Annotated in this window: 12 protein-coding genes; 5 read left to right on the forward strand and 7 right to left on the reverse strand. The window is 59.6% G+C overall.

All coding sequences use genetic code 11. From position 1 onward, the window contains the following. Positions 1-70: 70 nt before the first annotated feature. Positions 71-676: a hypothetical protein gene (locus OZ410_RS13985; protein WP_277708639.1), complete on the forward strand. Its 606-nt coding sequence runs from the start codon at positions 71-73 to the stop codon at positions 674-676. On the opposite strand, the gene OZ410_RS13990 is transcribed toward OZ410_RS13985, so the two are convergent. Continuing rightward, positions 673-1,773, reverse strand: coding sequence for an acyltransferase family protein (locus tag OZ410_RS13990; RefSeq protein ID WP_277708640.1), 1,101 nt, complete (start codon positions 1,771-1,773; stop codon positions 673-675). The two genes, OZ410_RS13985 and OZ410_RS13990, sit on opposite strands and share 4 nt — an antisense overlap. Before the next feature lie 109 nt (positions 1,774-1,882). Between OZ410_RS13990 and OZ410_RS13995 the strand changes: the two genes are divergently transcribed. Continuing rightward, positions 1,883-2,197 carry a hypothetical protein gene (locus tag OZ410_RS13995; protein WP_277708641.1) on the forward strand — a complete coding sequence of 105 codons (315 nt, stop codon included), beginning with the start codon at positions 1,883-1,885 and terminating at the stop codon, positions 2,195-2,197. A gap of 1 nt (position 2,198) precedes the next feature. On the opposite strand, the gene OZ410_RS14000 is transcribed toward OZ410_RS13995, so the two are convergent. Then, positions 2,199-2,756, reverse strand: coding sequence for a hypothetical protein (locus OZ410_RS14000; RefSeq protein WP_277708642.1), 558 nt, complete (start codon positions 2,754-2,756; stop codon positions 2,199-2,201). 165 nt (positions 2,757-2,921) lie between these two features. Here OZ410_RS14000 and OZ410_RS14005 point away from each other — a divergent pair, with 165 nt between their 5' ends. Next, positions 2,922-4,427: a S10 family peptidase gene (locus OZ410_RS14005; RefSeq protein WP_277708643.1), complete on the forward strand. Its 1,506-nt coding sequence runs from the start codon at positions 2,922-2,924 to the stop codon at positions 4,425-4,427. A gap of 13 nt (positions 4,428-4,440) precedes the next feature. Next, the gene (locus OZ410_RS14010; protein ID WP_277708644.1) at positions 4,441-5,640 is read left to right on the forward strand and encodes a DUF819 family protein; all 1,200 of its coding nucleotides are present in this window, start codon (positions 4,441-4,443) and stop codon (positions 5,638-5,640) included. On the opposite strand, the gene OZ410_RS14015 is transcribed toward OZ410_RS14010, so the two are convergent. The 5 genes from OZ410_RS14015 to OZ410_RS14035 all read right to left on the reverse strand — a co-directional run bounded on the left by OZ410_RS14015 (position 5,637) and on the right by OZ410_RS14035 (position 13,685). Next, positions 5,637-6,893, reverse strand: a complete 1,257-nt coding sequence (locus OZ410_RS14015; RefSeq protein ID WP_277708645.1) for a metal-dependent hydrolase family protein — start codon at positions 6,891-6,893, stop codon at positions 5,637-5,639. The genes OZ410_RS14010 and OZ410_RS14015 overlap by 4 nt on opposite strands. Positions 6,894-7,021: 128 nt before the next feature. After that, positions 7,022-9,247 (reverse strand): DUF5916 domain-containing protein, encoded by a 2,226-nt coding sequence (locus OZ410_RS14020; protein WP_277708646.1) that lies wholly within the window; start codon positions 9,245-9,247, stop codon positions 7,022-7,024. 6 nt (positions 9,248-9,253) lie between these two features. Beyond that, positions 9,254-11,590, reverse strand: coding sequence for a glycoside hydrolase family 3 protein (locus OZ410_RS14025; RefSeq protein WP_277708647.1), 2,337 nt, complete (start codon positions 11,588-11,590; stop codon positions 9,254-9,256). Between the two features lie 128 nt (positions 11,591-11,718). Then, positions 11,719-13,119, reverse strand: a complete 1,401-nt coding sequence (locus OZ410_RS14030) for an amidohydrolase family protein (RefSeq protein WP_277708648.1) — start codon at positions 13,117-13,119, stop codon at positions 11,719-11,721. Beyond that, positions 13,116-13,685 carry a YdeI/OmpD-associated family protein gene (locus OZ410_RS14035; protein WP_277708649.1) on the reverse strand — a complete coding sequence of 190 codons (570 nt, stop codon included), beginning with the start codon at positions 13,683-13,685 and terminating at the stop codon, positions 13,116-13,118. Before OZ410_RS14035 ends, OZ410_RS14030 begins: the two co-directional genes overlap by 4 nt. A 120-nt stretch (positions 13,686-13,805) precedes the next feature. On the opposite strand from OZ410_RS14035, the gene OZ410_RS14040 reads away from it, so the two are divergent. Further along, positions 13,806-17,207 (forward strand): ThuA domain-containing protein, encoded by a 3,402-nt coding sequence (locus OZ410_RS14040; RefSeq protein WP_277708650.1) that lies wholly within the window; start codon positions 13,806-13,808, stop codon positions 17,205-17,207. The last annotated feature ends 16 nt before the right edge of the window (positions 17,208-17,223 follow it).

The raw sequence follows: 17,223 nt of genomic DNA on the forward strand, positions 1-17,223 counted from the left end.
GGCTGTTGGTACCTTCCCAAATCCCGCTGGGAACCACATAAGATTTTTATAACGAATGCGTTTAACCGATATGAGATATCTGATTCCCCTTTTTTGCCTTTTCGGTTTAGGTATGCAGGCCCAGGATGCCGGGCCGCTGGTCATCGAGTTCCCGGAACTCCGCCTGGAGTTTGAAGCCGTAGAGGTTTGGGACGAAGAAGGCCTGCTGCAGGGCGTACAAGCCGACACCGCCCGCGTATACCTGGCCCTGGGCGAATCCCTGGAAAATACCCGGGTGCAGTTTACCCAGAAAACCCCGGGCAGCATGACCGTGCGCCAGCGCTTTGAAAACAGCCTGACCGTAATGGAGGAAGGCCCCCACTGCGACCTGACGGCGTGGACCCACTACAACAGCAGCTGGGAGCGCCTGCCCTTCCGCGGGCGGTCGTTTATCCTGGCGGGCTACACCCCGGAAGACCGGGAGCGCTTCCCGAAAGTGACACAGGAAGAAGTGGTGGAAGCCGTGCGCCGGCAGTGCGGCGATCACTGGGCGGAACTGGCCGGCAGCGCCCCAAGCCCTCTGGAATACCCGGTGGGCGTAGGGATGAGCCGGATCTTCCTCTGGATTGAATACTACCCGGCCGGGGGCGAACGCCAAACCTACTACGTGGTGCTGGAACTGCCCATGGGCTGCTAAATCCGGATAAAAATTTCGCGCCGGTACAGCCAGTAACAGATACCCCAGAGCCCGGCCCATACGCACAGGGCGGTAAAGATGGCTGCCGCAGGCTCCCCGGCCCACCCCATCAGGGCATAGGTAAAGGGATGCAGGATGTTTTCCAGGAAACCCCCGCCGCCCAGGTGGGCAAAGAGATAGATAAATAGGGGGTTCATCCCGACTACGGCAAAAAACCACACGGCACGGCTTCGTCCCTTTACGTCTATCCACCAGAAACAGGCCGCCAGGGTAAGCAGGGTCCACCCGCCGCTGGCCAGCACAAAGGTGCTGGTGGCAATGCGTTTGATGATGGGGGTTAGCGGGTCCAGGGCATACCCGGCCACCAGCAACCCCAAACCGAACCCCAGCAGGTATTTGAGCTTTTCTCCCGCCGGGCGGCTACCCAGCAGCAATTGCCCGGCCAGCACCCCCCATACGGTATGGGCCGTGGTAGAGAGGGCATTCAGGGAAACCCAGTGCCCCCCGGGCAGGTTGCCATTTAGCTGGAGTTCCAGCCATTCGCCCAGGTTGTGACCCGGGGTAAAGGGCTGGTCAAACCCCTCCAAAGGGAAGTAGCGATACAGGACTTCGGCCAGCACCAGCACGGCCAGGGAAAAACCCGCCTGGAACCGGAAAGGCTTGCGCATCACCAGATAGGCCAGGGGGTAAGTTACCGCCAGCTGGGCCAGTACATTCTGGAAGCGCCAGGTAATCGCCCCGTCTGCAATGCAGTACAGGCCCCAGCCCAGCAGCAGTAACAGGACCGAGCGCCGGGCCACGTGGCGGGACAGCTGGGCGCGGGTTTGCCCCCGTTTTTGGCGGTTGGCTACGGAAAGCGCCAGGGATACCCCCACAATAAACATAAAATAGGGTTGGATCAGGTCCCAGAACCGCAGCCCGTGCCAGGGGTGGTGGTGGAACTGCTCCACCAGGGGGTGGAACCAGCTTTCATCCAGGGGCGGGCGGGCCAGCCATTCAAACAGGCCGCTGAATTCCCCGATCAGCAAGAGCATGGTAAGGCCGCGAAAGAAATCGATGGAGCGCATGCGCGCGGGGAGGGAGGCTGGCGTCGGCATGGAAAGGGGTTGGTTGGTTGGGATCAAAGTACGGATTTGCCATGGGAAATCCTACGGGCACGCGGCCGGCTTTGGGGCGAAAAACGTACCTTATGGCAAACAACCGACTATGGACAACCCACACAACGGCCCGATCCTGATGATCGTACGCCTGAACACCAGCCTTTCGGAGGCGGACCTCATGGAAAAGGCTCATGAACGGTCACCCGAGTTCCAGGCCATCCCCGGCCTTTTACAGAAGTACTATGTACGCCTGGGCGCCGGCGCCGGTTACGGCGGGATATACGTCTGGGATTCCCTGGAATCCCTGGAAGCCTTTCGTCATTCGGACCTGGCGGCGACCATCCCCAAAGCCTACCAGGTGGTGGAACCCCCGCAGATTGAACTGATGGACATCCTCTTTCCGTTGCGTAGCTTCGGGTAGGTTATAAGTCCGATTCCGATGGGTTCTCCGGCCGGATTTCCGAGGCCTCCACGCGCAGGGTCCGAAAGTCGATGCGGTCTGCCGGAGGCCGGTAGTTGAACTCCGGGGCCCGGCCGTGCGACAAGGGAGCGGGCAGCCCCAACAGGGAAATCAGGAAGTCTACCGTATTGCGGGTGTATTCCGGCCGGTCCATCAGGCGTTCGGCCAGCACCACCGGATAGCCCGGAATATGGCCGTGGCTGTAGTAATCCCTCCGGGTAACGTTAAACCCTTCCCGCAATACCGGGAAGGTAATGCGTGGGTCCAGGCGCAGGTATACGTCCTCCCCGGTCAGGCGGATGCACGCCTCCCGCGTGCCGGGCAGTACGTCCAGTACCGCCGGGATACCCCTGGCATGCAATTCAAAATAGAGGTGGAAAAGGGCCGGGCGACCACGGGATTCAGCCTGCAGGAGCCAGCGTTGGTGTTCCAGGCAAAGGGGCACGCCAAACTGGGCGATTGAAAAAGTCGCAAACCCCACGGTGACCCGTTTTCCACATTCCAGACACCCATAGCTCATTTCCCCTGCATTCTACTCTAGAAGATCACCCTTAATTATGATATAATCTATGATATTTGTTAGTGAGCCCCCTGAATAGCAGACAGGTCACAAAGGGATGCCGAAGAGTGGCATTGCGGGTATCGCCCTGAAGTTGTATCTTCCTTCGAAACAAAATGCTCGCCCATGAAACTGCTTTACCTCTTTTTGTGTTCCTTTTTGCTGACGGTTGGGGTGTACGCCCAACAGGCCGGGGATACCCCCGAAAAGGCTGCACCCGTCCCGGATGCCAAAACTTTTAAAAGCACGCAAACGGCCGTTATCGGCGGGCGTAATTACACCTTCCAGACGGAGGTGGGCACCCACCTGCTACGCGACCAGGACGACAAGCCCATTGCCCTGTTCGGCTTTACCTATTACAAACAGGCCGGGGGCAAGGACCGCCCCATTGTCTTTGCCTTTAACGGGGGGCCGCTTTCGGCCAGTTTCTGGCTGCATTTCGGCATCCTGGGCCCCAAGCGGGTAGTGGTGAACGACCCCGGGTATACGGGCCCTGCTCCTTACCAGGTGGTGAATAACGAATACTCCATCCTGGACAAGGCAGACCTGGTGATGATCGACCCGGTAGGGGTGGGCTTCAGCCGCCCCGTGGGCAAGTCCGAATTCAAGGATTTCTGGGGGGTAGACCAGGACATCCGCAGCATCGGCAGCTTTATCGAACAATTCCTGATCCGGGAAGGACGCATGAACCACCCGAGATTTTTGCTGGGGGAAAGCTATGGCACCTTCCGCAATGCCGGCCTGGTCAAATGGCTGCAGGACCGCGGTATTGCCATGAACGGGGTCATCATGGTCTCCGCCGTTTTCGAATTGCAGCATTTGCTCTTTGGCCCGGGAGACGATACGGCCTACCTGATCCATTTCCCCACCTATGCCGCCACGGCCTGGTACCACAACCGCCTGCCCAGTAAAAACCCGGACCTGGAAGCCTTCCTCAGCGAGGTGCGCCGCTTTACGGAGCAGGAATACGCCCCGGCCCTGCTGCAGGGCGACCGCCTTTCCGCGGCCGAAAAGCAGGCCATGGCGGGTCGCCTGGCGGCCTATAGCGGGCTGTCTGCCAACTTCTGGCTGAAGGCAAACCTAAGGGTCACCAACCAGGAGTACTTCCAGGAGCTGCTGCGTGACGCGGGCGAAACCGTGGGCCGTCTCGATTCCCGTTTTACGGGTGTAAACGAAGACCTGCTGGGGCAGTATGCCCAGACGGATCCCCAGAGCGATGCCATTTCGGCCCCCTATATCGCAGCCTTTAAAGACTACCTGTATTCGGACCTGGGGGTAGACCGCAATATGACTTATGTAACGTCCACTGGCTTGCGGGATGGTTTCCAGTGGGATTGGAAACACCAGGGGAACCTGGCCTGGAACGCCCAGGTAGCGGTGAGTACCCTCCCGGACATGACCTCGGCCATGAACCGGAACCCCAACCTGAAAATCCTGATCCTGAACGGGTACTATGACCTGGCCACTGTATTCTATGGGGTGGAACACTCCATAAGCCATATGGGCCTGAAGCCGGAATTGCAGGGCAATATCATTATGAAGTACTACGAGGCCGGGCATATGATGTATACGCATCCGCCCAGCATGGCCCAGTTCAAAGCAGATGTAGGGGCCTTTATTGACGAACAGTAATAAAGGCTACCGCATGCCCATTTCCGCGTTCCTGATTTCTATCCCCGGCATCGATACCGAACACCCGGTATACCTGGTTACGGCTTTGGCCCTGGTGTTATACCTGTCTTACCGTTTTAGCCAGCACAAGGTGTTCCGCGCTTTTGGCATGGCCCTGCTGGCTATCATCTTTGGGGCGGTGGCCTCCAACCTGGGCCTGATCCCCAGCCAGGCCAACCCCACCTACAATGCCATTTTCGAGATTGTTGCCCCTGCGGCCCTGTTCCTGTTGCTGCTGGATGCCAACCTGTCCCAGCTGCGCAAGACGGGCCTGCCCATTCTGGTCCTCTTCCTGGCCGGGAGCCTGGGCACCGTGGCGGGTGTTGTGGGCGGGATGTGGCTTATTGGAGACAGCCCTTTGTTCGAGGGCCTCTATGCCCCCCTGGGCGGGATGTTTACCGGGACCTATACCGGGGGGAGCATCAACTTTAATGCGGTGGCCCTGGAGTATGGCGTAATGGATAACGGGCTGGTTTATACCAGTGCGGTGGCTGCAGATAATGTGCTGACCACGCTTTGGTTTTTTGCCACCATTACCCTGCCGGTGCTCCTGCAACGGTGGATGCCGCGCCAGCAGGTGGATGGGGTGGCAACTTCCGGAGTACCTGCGGATACCACCCCGGCCCTGCGGTCGGACGAGGCCGAACACCTGAACCTGGGCAGCCTCTCCCTCTGGATTGTCCTGGCCGGGGCGGCCCTGCTGCTTTCCGAAGCGGCAACCGCAGCCCTTGCGTCCATAGGCCTGGCCATCCCCTTTATGCTGGTGCTCACCACCCTGGCCCTCTTGCTGGCGCAGGTGCCTGCCGTACACCGTTTTCGGGGGAATATGTTCCTGGGCAGCTGGGCGGTTTACCTCTTTCTGGCCGTCGTAGGGGCCTTTTGCGATATTGGCGCCCTGGTGGCGGCGGGCCAACTGGCTTTGTTGCTACTGGCGGTGGTATTGATTGCAGTGCTCCTGCACGGGGCCATCACCTTTGGATTGGCCGCCCTGTTGGGATATGACTGGGAATTGGCTGCCATTGCCTCCCAGGCCAATGTAGGTGGGGGGACCAGCGCCATGGCCCTGGCCAAGAACTTCGGGCGGGATGCCCTGATCCTGCCTGCCATCATCATCGGTTCTCTGGGCAACGCCCTGGGCACCTACCTGGGCTTTCTGGTGGCCGGGTTGCTCTAGGGGATTTCCTGTTTTACGATTCGGCCGTTCAGCATCACCAGGGGCACCTGCCTGAGGGCGGTAATGTCTTGGGACGGATCGCCGGGTACCGCAATCAGGTCGGCCAGGTAGCCGGGGCGGATGCGGCCCAGGCCTTCCCAGTGGAAGGTGTCGGCATTTACAGAAGTGGCCGCCTTTAAGACCTCCAGGGGGCGCATGCCATAGGCCACCATCAGTTCCAGCTCCCGGTAGTTCTCCCCGTGGGGGTAGACGCCTACATCGCCACCAAACCCGATGGTTACCCCGCTTTCCAGGGCCAGGCGGAAGCTCTGCTTTTTCCGGCGGATACGGTCTGTATCCGCATCCCCGTCCCAGCCGTTGTAGCGTTCAATGGCATCCCCTGCGGCCAGGGTGGGGTAAAGGACCACGCCCTTTTCCCGCATCAGCGCAAAAACCTGGGCCGTTCCCCCATCCCCGTGCTCCAGGGTTTCCACCCCGGCCATGACGGCCCGGCGCATGCCTTCCGGCGTACTGGCATGGGCTACGGCATAGGAACCGGCAGAGGTGGCGGTGGCCACCAGGGCATCGAGTTCGTCCTGCAGGAAGGTGGGCTGGGAGGGGGCGCCGGTAGCCCAGCGGTAATCTGCATAGACCTTGATAAAGTCGGCTCCGCCGCCCATCTGCCGCCGCGTTTCGGCAATGATATCAGGCACGCCGCTCACGGGCGCCGCCCCCAGGGGTACGCTCACCCCCTCGTGGAACCCTTTGGGCCCGTAAGCCCCGGTGGCTACAAGGGCCGGGCCGGCCACCAGCAGGCGGGGACCGGGCACGATTCCGGCTTCAATGGTTTTTTTCAGGGCCACGTCCGTATACCCGGCGCCTTCGCTGCCCAGGTCGCGCATGGCCGTTACCCCGGCCATCAGGCTGCGGCGGGCATGGACGGTACCCCGGATGGCCCTTTCAGCCGGGCTTTCCTTCAGTACCTGGTCGTTCCAGGGGGTTTCGTTATAGGGGTGCAACAACAGGTGGGCATGGCCCTCAATAAGGCCTGGCATCAGGGTATGCCCCACCAGGTCCAGGGTGGTTACGCCCCGGGTAACCCGGTATCCGGATTCGGGCCCGGCGTAGGCAATGCGGTCCTGGTCTACCACGACCACCCACCCGGGGTGCATGGCTTCCCCGTCAAAAACCCGGTCCGGGCGCAGGAGGGTTTGGGTCGTGCCGGGCAGGGGGAGCAGGAACAGGAAAAACAGGAGGGCGAGGGGCTTTATCATACAGGGTTGGATTTGGGTTCAAAATACAAAGTTCCCGTCATCCCGGGTAGGGGGAAGGGGATAAAACATCCCGCCCCCACCCCCGCATTCAAGATAGGCCTCTGGGCTGTAATCCCCTTGCAGTAACCCTAAAACGTAAACCAGTAATTGAGTTTCAATACCACGCCCCGGTTGCGGTTTACCTGTAAAAAGGGGGTACTCAGGTAGTTGTCCGTATACACCAGGAACAGGTCGGACATGGGCGCAAAGCGCCATTGCAGCCGGCTGTTGATGTTAAAATTGTCCGCCTGCGTATTGTACTGCAGGAAGGTGGTCCAGAACAATTTGTTGGAGAAATTCACCTCCGATCGCTGGTTGATCAGCGTAAGGTCCGCCGAGCCATAGGGCCCGGGCAACCGCAGGTAGTTCTGCTCCAGGGCCAGGCTGAAGTTCCCCCAGGGCTGCACCCGGTAGGTAAGCCCGGCAACAAAACTGTTCAGGGTACCATTGTAAAAACCTCCGGTCTGCATCCCGCCTTCAAAAGCTATGGATTTGCGGGTATCGGAATTGTAGCCCAGGGAGGCCGCGCGGTAGGTGTATTTCCCCGGCGGCAGGGGCTCTGCATCCGTAAACCGGGTCGCAAACAGCAAGCGGGTGTCATTATCTTCCAAAGACAGTTGCAGCTGGCTGGTATTGCGGAACCGCACCTCGTAGTTCAAGGCACTGGCGCGCTCGTTAAATGTCCAGTCGACCTGCCAGTCCTGCCGGTTTTGCAGGGCAAAGCCATGGGAAATCACCGCCTTGTCCCCCTCGGGACGCCAGGTATAACCCACACGGGAATACAGGTGCTCGTACCCCAGGTGAACGATGGTATCATTGGCAGCATCATAATTATCCAGGCGGGGGATAAAACCGATATCGGCATAGTATTCGGTGTCGATCCCAAAGTAATCCACAAAAAAGTTGAGGTTGCGCCCACTGTGCTGCACGGCCAAATTGCGGAAGGTGCCCAGGCCAATGTCCGGTTTGTCCGAAAGGTGCAGCCCGCCAAATACATTCCAGGTACCGGAAAGGTTCAGGTAGTTGAATTCCAGGCCTGCGTTGCGCCCATAGTCATTGTAATCGAAACCTTCCCCTTTCACCACGGCCTGCCGGTTGGTCACATACCCTTTGATTAGCGAGCGCTTCAACACACTCTGGTTAAAGGTGGCAATGGTATAATTTTGCCCGTTGCGGCCTTCTTCTGCCTTGGTCTGCAGGTTCAGCAGGCCCACGCGCAGGCGGTTGCCCACATTACCGCTCAACCGTGCCCCAAACAGGATGGGGACCGGCATCCGGTTTTCGTCCAGGCCCATGCGGCGGGTAAAGATGGGCCGTGCCGGGGGCGTACCAAAGCTGGTGAACAGGTCGTTGTTTTCCAGGAAAAAGGGCCTGCGCTCCGGGAAGTTCAGGCTAAACCGGGTGAGGTTGGTCTGTTGCACATCCACGTCCACCTGGGAAAAATCCGGGTTTACCGTCAGGTCCAGGTTCAGGGAGGAGGTCAGGGCCAGTTTGGCATCCACCCCGGCATCCAATTCGGAATCCACCCCTGGGTCTGCCGCTTCCTTATCCTTGTAGAGGGACGTACGCAGGTAAGGGATTACCGAGACGTTGGTCCCTGTTTTCTGGGGCGGGGCGTCCCAGGTCAGGGCGCCGGTATACCCCAGGTCCGTCAGGTTGAAGTTTACCGGCATGGGGGTCCAGCTGTGGTACTGGTTGGCCTTCAGGTCATTGCGAAAAAAGTTGATGCCCCAGGTCTGCAGCCCGGTTTCAAACCGTAGGGTTTTAAAGGGGATGGCCATCTCTACAATCCAGCGGTCATCAAAACGGGTGACCTCTGAAAACCAGCGGTTGTCCCAGCTAAAGTTGAGCCTGCCAAAACTATTCTGGCTCAGCAGGTCTTCGGATTGTACATTGTAGGGACTTACCCCGAACAGGAAACCATTGGTGCGCCGGTTTACCGGGTCAATCACCACCCCGAAGGCATCCCCGTCAAAGAAACGGCTGTCCCGCTTCAGGGTCTGCACCACATACTCCCCGCTGTCGTAACACACGGCGGAAATGTAGAGGAAGCGGTCGTCGTAGGTCATGCGCACCTCCGTGCGTTTGGCCGCGGGGACCCCGTCCGTGGGGTATTTTTGCCAGAATTCCGTGGCCACGGCGGCCTCGTCCCAGGCTGCTTCGCCCAGCAAGCCGTCCATGACAATAGGGGAGGAGGCCCTTCGGATTTCCAACTGGTGGCTTTCACGGGGGTCGCCCACCTGGGTCTGCCCCACAAGGGCGCTAAAGGAAAATAACATCCCGGCCAGGGCCGGGATGGTTTTATATAAATTCATAAATGGTTAATCTTCAGCGGGTTTAAACCTTTCTGTACGCGCGTCTTGTATGGGGCCTTCCCAGTTCATGCCGTACCCGAAGTCGTAGGCATGCCCCGCCTGGTCCACATGGACCTCCATATCCAGAGGCACGTCTTCATATTGCCGTTCCACCGTGGCCATATGGGCGGGCATCTGAAGGGGTAGCAGGCCCGAAGGGGCCACCGCTCCGGAAACGATATCCAGTACGGCCTGGTCCGACACATTGAAATTCACCAAAAGACCCTGGATACCAGGTTCAAATTCGGCCACCACGGTGGGGTTGGACAATTTCAGAACCACCACCACGGGTTTGCCCTGCATGGCGGCCTGGGTGTCCCGGATCAATTGCAGGTCCGTACTATTGTGGGCTGTGGCGGCTTTGCCCTTGTAGGTCCGGTTCAGCACATCGCCTTCCCGCGGGTCACCGGCCAGGGAGGGGTCCCGGGCCTCGGTGGCAGTATAGGGTTCGTACTGGAGGGAGATGGGGAAAAACCCGTTGCCGCCAGCCTCGGCATCGTCCGTGCTGTACCCGGCCGTACGCCCGTTAATGGGGCTGGTGATAACCACCAGGGCTACATCGGCGGCTTCCGGGGTATCTACGGTCTCGAAATACCGGGAAGCAATTTCCGGGCGGATGGGGTCTTCCCACCGGCCCGGGATGGGATCGCCAAAGAAGCTTTCGGACGGGGGTACAAACCGTTGCGGGATATAGACTTTGGTCGTTTTAGCCAATGGGAGTACCCCATCTTCATTTTTCAGTAACACCACAGATTTCTGCTGGGCTTCATACCCGGCCTTCATAAATTCCGGGTTGCCCACCACGGCTTCGGTTTCGGCTACATCCAGATAGGGGTTCTCGAACAGTCCCACCTGGAAAATATTGGTCAACAGCCTGCGGGCGGAGGTCTCCATCCGTGTCCGCATATATTCCTCCCCGTGTTCTTCCACGCCCATCTGGTACGCTTCCAATACCGGTCCGGCGGCATTGTTGCCCCCAAACTGGTCGCATCCGGCCATCAGGATGCGGTAATGCCGCTGGGCTTCAGTCAGGCCTTCCACGCCCCATGGGGTCCGGCCAAAAACGGCCATGCCCTCATCCGGGCGGGTTACCCCCCAGTCCGTGCAGACCACCCCGTCGTACCCGTAGGTGCCGCGAAGCATGTCCGTAATAAAGTACTTGCTGAAGGCATTACCCACGTTATCCCCGGCGGGATCCTGCCCAAAGGAAATAGTATAATAGGGCATAACTGCGGCTGCTTTCCCCGTGCCCCCATCCAGTTTAAACGCGCCCTCCGTAAAGGGCAGGCGGTGCATGTCCAGGTTGTTACCCGGAAAAACCGCAAACTTGCCGAAGCCGTAGTGGGCGTCCCGTCCGCCTTCCCCGGCGCCGCCGCCGGGCCAGTGCTTGACCATGGCATTCACGGATTCATAGCCCCAGCCGCCGGCAATTTCCTTTTCCGCAGAGGAAGTCTGGAACCCGTCCACATAGGCCCGCGCCATGGCCGTGGCCATGCGGGGCTCCTCCCCGAAGGTCCCGCTGAAGCGGTACCAGCGCGGGTCCGTGGCCAGATCTACCTGGGGCGACAGGGCTGTGGCCAGGCCCAGAGCCCGGTACTCAATGGAGGCAATCCGGCCAAACTCCTGTACCAGGGCGGGGTCAAAACTCGCCGCCAGGCCAATGGCATTGGGCCAGCGGGAAATGTCGCCCCCCGCCCCCATGGTGAATTCTTCATCCGAAGCGGCTTCGTGGCGGGGGTCCGTACTGTTGTTGGCCGGGATGCCCAGGCCCAGGCCCTCTACCAGGGCCTGTACATTGTTGTTCCAGCGGGCAGCCACCCCCGGGCGTTCCACGGTGGTAATCAAGACGTGGCGCAGGTTGTCGTCGGTCAGGAAGGCCTTTTGCTGGTCGGTGAGGTCCGAGGGCAGGGCCCCGCTCTCCTCAAAGGATTGCCCGTTGTAAGTGTCCCGCCCCCCGAAGCCCCCTCCGGGTACCCGTTGGTGGGCGCTGTAGAGCATCAGGCCCGCAATCTGTTCCACGCTCATGCGCCCGGCCAGGTCCTCGGCCCGCTGCCGGGCCGTAAGCCGCCAGTCTTCATAAGGCTCCAGGCTGCCATTGCGGTTCAGGTCCTTGAACGCATACCGGTCTTCGGTAAGCAGGGTAACCCCGGAACCCGGGGCATACCCCAGGGTTTGGCCCCCGGCCTGGGTCACTACATTGAATCCGTCTTTCTGGGTTTCTTCCCATTTGGGGCCGCAACTGCTCAGCAGCAGGGCGAAGGTCAGGGCGGCACATGCGAACCGGCCGTACAAGGTGGGTTTCATAGGTGTGGTTTTAGGTTGTGCGTGTTCAGGTCCTCCCCCATGGGGGCTGCAAAGAACCATAGGGTTCTTTGACCCGCGAAAGGGCTAAAGGTTTAACCCCGGCAATCTACAGTATTCGTTTCCGGTGACTATTCCGCTCCGTTCTGCGCATACCTTTGGGCAATGGCTTCCAAGCCAGCAGCCAGGTCTGTTTGGGAATGCCACTGCCCCTGCCGCATCACCCCGCGTATATCCCCAAGGGCATCCGGGTCTTCCAGGGGGTTGGTGGCCAGCAGGACCAATTCCGCCTTTTTTCCCACTTCCACCGAGCCGGTTTCCCCGTCAATGCCAAAGAAGAAGGCGGGTTCCAGGGTGCCCATTTTCAGGATATCGGCCAGGGGGATCCCGGCCCGGAGCATCCCGGCCATTTCGTGCCGGAGGGAAAAACCGGGTACATTAAATACCTGGGGGGCATCCGAGCCCAAGAGCAGGCCATGGCCGTCCTGATGGAGGCGGCGGATCATCCAAAGGCGAAGTTGGTCAAAGCGGGCCCAGCGCTCCGGGTCCCAGTTCGGGCTATTCATATACTGGGCCTTGTTCCGTGCCCAGGCATCGCGTATGGTTTGAGGCATGAATTGCATTTCCGGCTGGGCCAACAGGCTATCGGCAGTGGTGGGTGCAAACCACCGCTCAAAGAGGCTTTGGGTGGGTACAATCCAGACCCCGTTTTCCCGGGTGAGTTGCAGGAGCCCCTCCAGACGGGTGGTATCCGCCAGGTCGGTAAAGTTGAAGCCAAAGAACCCGTTCTGGTCCGGGGCAACCCCGGCCTTTTCCGGGACCAGGCCTTCCAGGTAGCCGTCTACGTGGTCTACAGTGGCGTAACCGCTTTCCAGGGCTTGCCGGATCCCCACATCCACGGGTACGTGCCCGGCATAGGGGATACCTTCCTCTTGGGCGGTGGCCACCAGGGCATCAAAGGCGGGCCGGGGAATACCTGGGTGGATCTTGAGGAAATCGTAACCTTCCCGGGCGTATTGGCGTACCAGGGCCGCTGCGGTGGCCGTATCAGGAACAGTGTTGCCGTTCAGGGAAGGGCTGGAGGTATAAATCCTGGGGCTGGGGAGCTCTCCGTTTTCGGCTTGCTCCCGCAGTTCCAGGTGGGCCGGGTGGCCCAGCATGCCCCGGATGGTGGTCACCCCCTGGGACAGGTAAAGGTACAGGGCATCCCGGATCCACTGCGGGTCTGCCGGGGGAGAGGGGATATGGGCGTGCATTTCCGTGAGCCCGGGCATCAGGTACCCGCCCTGCCCATCTATTTCGGTAGCATAAGTAACTGCCACTTCGGCCCCCCGGGCAATGCGGACAATACGGCCGGAATCTATAACCACGGCCTGGTGCTCCAGGAGCAGTCCACGTTCCACATCTACAATATGGACGTTGCGGATGATCATGGCCGTTTCGGATTCCGGGCCCGAGGCAGGGGCCGGCCGGCACCCCATTGCGGCCAGAAGGGCCGGCAAAAGGATGCCACAGAGGACTTTCAGATTCATGGGTACCAGGTTTTTTTGCCGGCAGCACAGCAGCCGACAATGGTTGAAATGCGTTTGTTCCGGGTTTCTTCCCGTTTGGCCTGAAACAGCCAGTACAAATAGCTCTTGCGATAGGTCCGGCTCAGGCTGTTGAAAAAGCTAAGGGCTTCAGGTGACCGATCCAGGGCCTCCTGCAGGTCCGGCGGGACCACCCCGGCCTCTACCTGGTCCAGGGCTACCCAGGAACCGTCCGCCTGGGCCTGGCGGATGCGTTCCATCCCGCTGGGGTGTACGCGGCCGGCTTCCATCAGTTCGGCCAGATGGGTTTTGTTGATCCGGCTCCAGGTGCTCCCCGGCTTGCGCGGGCAGAAATACTGCCGGCGTTTTCCATCCCCCAGGCTCTTTACTGTGGAGTCAATCCACCCGAAGCACAGCGCCTCCCGCACGGCCTCTTCCCAGCGCATACTCGGCATGGCATGGCCCACCGCATAAAAGATCAGATAGACCCCCTGGCTGTGGCCGTGGTGGGATTCCAACCAGCTGCGCCACAACCCGGCATGCTCAAAATATTGGGTTTCCAGGGCCAATTTGTTTCATATCAAACAGGGAATCTTAAAATTACGATAAAGTTTTTGGCAAACGGGAATGCCACAGGTGTAAATTGTACATTTACCTTCCTGAATAATCAAACTCAAACGAAAACGTTCATGAAATCCGTACGCATTTTACTTGTGGCCCTCCTGGTTGGGGCCTTTGTCGTTTCTTGTGATCAGAAACGTCCGGGCCCGCCTAAGGTGCTGGTCTTCAGCAAGACCATGGGCTTTCGCCACGCCTCCATCCCCGCGGGGATTGAAGCGATCCGCGAGCTGGGCGCCCAGCATGGCTTCGAAGTGGATACCACCGAGAACGCCGCCCGCTTTAACGAAGAAAACCTGAAGCAATACAGCACGGTGATCTTCCTGAGTACCACCGGCGACGTGCTGGATGCCGCCCAGGAGGCCGCCTTTGAGCGCTATATCCAGGCCGGGGGCGGGTATGTGGGGATTCACGCCGCCACCGATACCGAATACGATTGGGGCTGGTATGGCAAACTGGCCGGGGGCTACTTCCTGAGCCATCCTGCCGGCACGCCCGAAGCCGACTTTACCATTGTGGATCAGGGGCATCCTTCCACCGTCTTTTTCCAGGATTCCATCTGGCACCGTACCGATGAAATGTACAATTTTAAAAACCTGAACCCGGAGGTAAACGTCCTGATCACTATTGATGAAAGCACGTACGAAGGCGGGCAGAACGGGGATTACCACCCCATGGCCTGGTACCACGAGTACGACGGCGGCCGGGCGTTCTACACCGCCCTGGGCCATACGGAGGAAAGTTTTTCCGAAGATCTCTACCTGCAACACCTCTGGGGTGGGATTCAGTATGCCATTGGCGAAAACATGGAACTGGACTACAGTAAGGCCCATTCCCAGATCCCGCCGGAGGCCAACCGCTTCACCAAGGTTCAACTGATTCAGGGGGAATTCTTTGAGCCTACGGAAATGACGGTCCTTCCCGGGGAAGATATCCTGATCGGGCAGCGCCGGGGCGAGATCATGCTCTATGAGCAGGCCACGGGCGAGCTGCGCCAGGTAGCCTACCTGGATGTGTACCACAAGACCCTGCGCACCCCCGGGGTAAATGCCGAAGAGGGCCTGATGGGCCTGCAAAAGGACCCGGATTACGCCAATAACCACTGGATCTACGTATACTATGCCCCCACAGGGGATGCGGAGATCAACCGGCTGTCCCGCTTTACATACCAGGACGGGAACTTTGACCTGGATTCCGAACAGGTGATCCTGGAACTGCACAGCGACCGGGAGATCTGCTGCCACACCGGGGGTTCCATCGCCTTCGGGGGCGACGGCCTGCTCTACCTGTCTACGGGCGACAACTCCACGCCGTTTAACCAGGCAGATGTAGCCTATGTAAACAACGGCTTTGCCCCCCTGAACGACCTGCCGGGTAGTTCCCAATTCGATGCCCGCCGTTCTTCCGGGAACACGAATGACCTGCGGGGTAAGATCCTCCGGATTCGGGTGAACGAAGACGGCAGCTACGACATCCCGGAAGGGAACCTCTTTGCCCCGGGTACGCCCAATACCCGTCCGGAAATTTATACCATGGGCCACCGGAACCCTTACCGGATTTCGGTAGACCCGAAAAATGGATATGTTTACTGGGGGGATGTGGGCCCCGATGCCCGGGCAGACAGCCTTCAGACCCGCGGGCCCCGCGGCTATGACGAGATCAACCAGGCACGCCAGCCCGGTAACTTTGGTTGGCCACTGTTTATCGCCAACAACAAGCCCTATGTGGCATATGATTATGCCACCGGGGAAAGCGGGGAACCCTTCGACCCCGAGCATCCCATCAACAATTCCCGAAACAACACCGGGTTGCAGGAGCTTCCCCCGGCCCAGCCGGCCATGGTGTACTACCATTACGGGGAGAGTGCCGAATACCCCCAGGTGGGCTCCGGTAGCCGGAACGCCATGGCGGGCCCTGCCTATTATTCCGACCTCTATAACGGGGAAGGGGCCCTGCCGGAATACTACGATGGGAAGGTGATTGTCTACGACTGGATGCGGGGCTGGATGAAGGCCGTCCACCTCTTTGAGGATGGCACTTTCAACAAGATGGAACCCTTTGCTTCGGACATACAGCTCTACAACCTGATCGATATGGAGGTAGCCCCCTCCGGCCGGGTATACCTGCTGGAATACGGGACCGGCTGGTTTACCAAGAACGACAACAGCGGGCTCAGCTATATCGAATACAATGGAGGCAACCGCCCGCCCATGATCGAGGGCCTGGAAGTGGACCTCACCTCCGGACAGGCCCCCCTGAGCATCAAGGCCACCCTGAATGCCCAGGACCTGGAAGGAGACGCTATGCACTATGTGTGGCAGTTTAGCAGCGGCGACAGCGTGGTGACGGATACCCCCACCCTGGAATATACTTTCGAAAAAACCGGGGAGTTCCAGCTGAGCGCCAAGGCGGTGGATGCTTCCGGCATGGCCTCTGAATCCGCCAAAGAAACCGTATTTGTGGGCAATACCCGTCCGGAGGTCCGGATATCCCTGGCCGGGGGGAACGAATCCTTCTTTATCCCCGGCGTACCGGTTCAATACCAGGTTACCATTGTGGATGAAGGGGAGGAAGTGGTTCCCGAAGACGGCAGTTACTACATCGCGGTGGATTACCGCGAAGGCATGGACGACAGCTCCCGGAACTTTGGGCACCAGCAGGCTACGGCTGCCATCAGCGGCAAGGCCCTCACCCAGAGCCTGGACTGCAAATCCTGCCACAAGGAAAACGAGGCCTCTATTGGCCCGGCCTATAACCTGGTGTCTGCCAAATACCAGGAAGGCCGTCGCAATACCAACCTGCGCTACCTGATGGAGAAAATCCAGCAGGGCGGCAGCGGCGTATGGGGCGAAGTGGTCATGCCGGCCCACCCGGATGTAAGCACCGAGGAGGCGCGGCAGATTGCCACCTATATCCTGTCCCTGGAAGATACGCGGGAGCGGGCACCCTCCCTGCCGCTGTCCGGCACCATTATCCCGGACGCCTCCCAGGCCGCCAACACCATGATCCTGACCGCGTCTTACACTGACCAGGGCGGGAACGGGGTAAAGGCCCTTACCGGCAACGGGCAGATGGCCCTTACCGGCAACACCATTTCCCCATCTGAGGATATGGAAATGGAAGGGATGCAGGCCATGTCCTTCGGGGCCATGAACCTGGCGCTGCTCAATGCAGGAGAAGGTTACCTGAAACTGGATGGATATGACATGAGCGGAGTGAAAATGCTCCTGCTTATGGCCGGGTGGCAGACGCCCCCATCCGCCGGGGCGGATTTTGAACTCCACCTGGGCAGCCCGGACGGGGAAGTGATCGGCTCCGGTAGCCTGACCACCCCCCAGGCGGGACAAGGCACAGGTATACCCGTAATGATCAGCAAGCCCCAACAAGGGAAACAAACCGTGTACCTCACCTATAAGCGCCACCCCTCGGACGACCCGGGTATGGTAGCCATTACCGGGGTACAGTTTCAGTAAACCGAAACCCGGAACG

Origin of the sequence: Robiginitalea aestuariiviva (genome assembly GCF_029537735.1) — a bacterium.
GTDB lineage: Bacteria > Bacteroidota > Bacteroidia > Flavobacteriales > Flavobacteriaceae > Robiginitalea > Robiginitalea aestuariiviva.

What these genes read in the sequence shown, in the direction of transcription:
- OZ410_RS13985 (WP_277708639.1), top strand. Translation starts at nt 71, where the DNA reads ATGAGATATCTGATTCCCCTTTTTTGCCTTTTCGGTTTAGGTATGCAG.
- OZ410_RS13990 (WP_277708640.1), bottom strand. Translation starts at nt 1,773, where the DNA reads ATGCCGACGCCAGCCTCCCTCCCCGCGCGCATGCGCTCCATCGATTTC.
- OZ410_RS13995 (WP_277708641.1), top strand. Translation starts at nt 1,883, where the DNA reads ATGGACAACCCACACAACGGCCCGATCCTGATGATCGTACGCCTGAAC.
- OZ410_RS14000 (WP_277708642.1), bottom strand. Translation starts at nt 2,756, where the DNA reads ATGAGCTATGGGTGTCTGGAATGTGGAAAACGGGTCACCGTGGGGTTT.
- OZ410_RS14005 (WP_277708643.1), top strand. Translation starts at nt 2,922, where the DNA reads ATGAAACTGCTTTACCTCTTTTTGTGTTCCTTTTTGCTGACGGTTGGG.
- OZ410_RS14010 (WP_277708644.1), top strand. Translation starts at nt 4,441, where the DNA reads ATGCCCATTTCCGCGTTCCTGATTTCTATCCCCGGCATCGATACCGAA.
- OZ410_RS14015 (WP_277708645.1), bottom strand. Translation starts at nt 6,893, where the DNA reads ATGATAAAGCCCCTCGCCCTCCTGTTTTTCCTGTTCCTGCTCCCCCTG.
- OZ410_RS14020 (WP_277708646.1), bottom strand. Translation starts at nt 9,247, where the DNA reads ATGAATTTATATAAAACCATCCCGGCCCTGGCCGGGATGTTATTTTCC.
- OZ410_RS14025 (WP_277708647.1), bottom strand. Translation starts at nt 11,590, where the DNA reads ATGAAACCCACCTTGTACGGCCGGTTCGCATGTGCCGCCCTGACCTTC.
- OZ410_RS14030 (WP_277708648.1), bottom strand. Translation starts at nt 13,119, where the DNA reads ATGAATCTGAAAGTCCTCTGTGGCATCCTTTTGCCGGCCCTTCTGGCC.
- OZ410_RS14040 (WP_277708650.1), top strand. Translation starts at nt 13,806, where the DNA reads ATGAAATCCGTACGCATTTTACTTGTGGCCCTCCTGGTTGGGGCCTTT.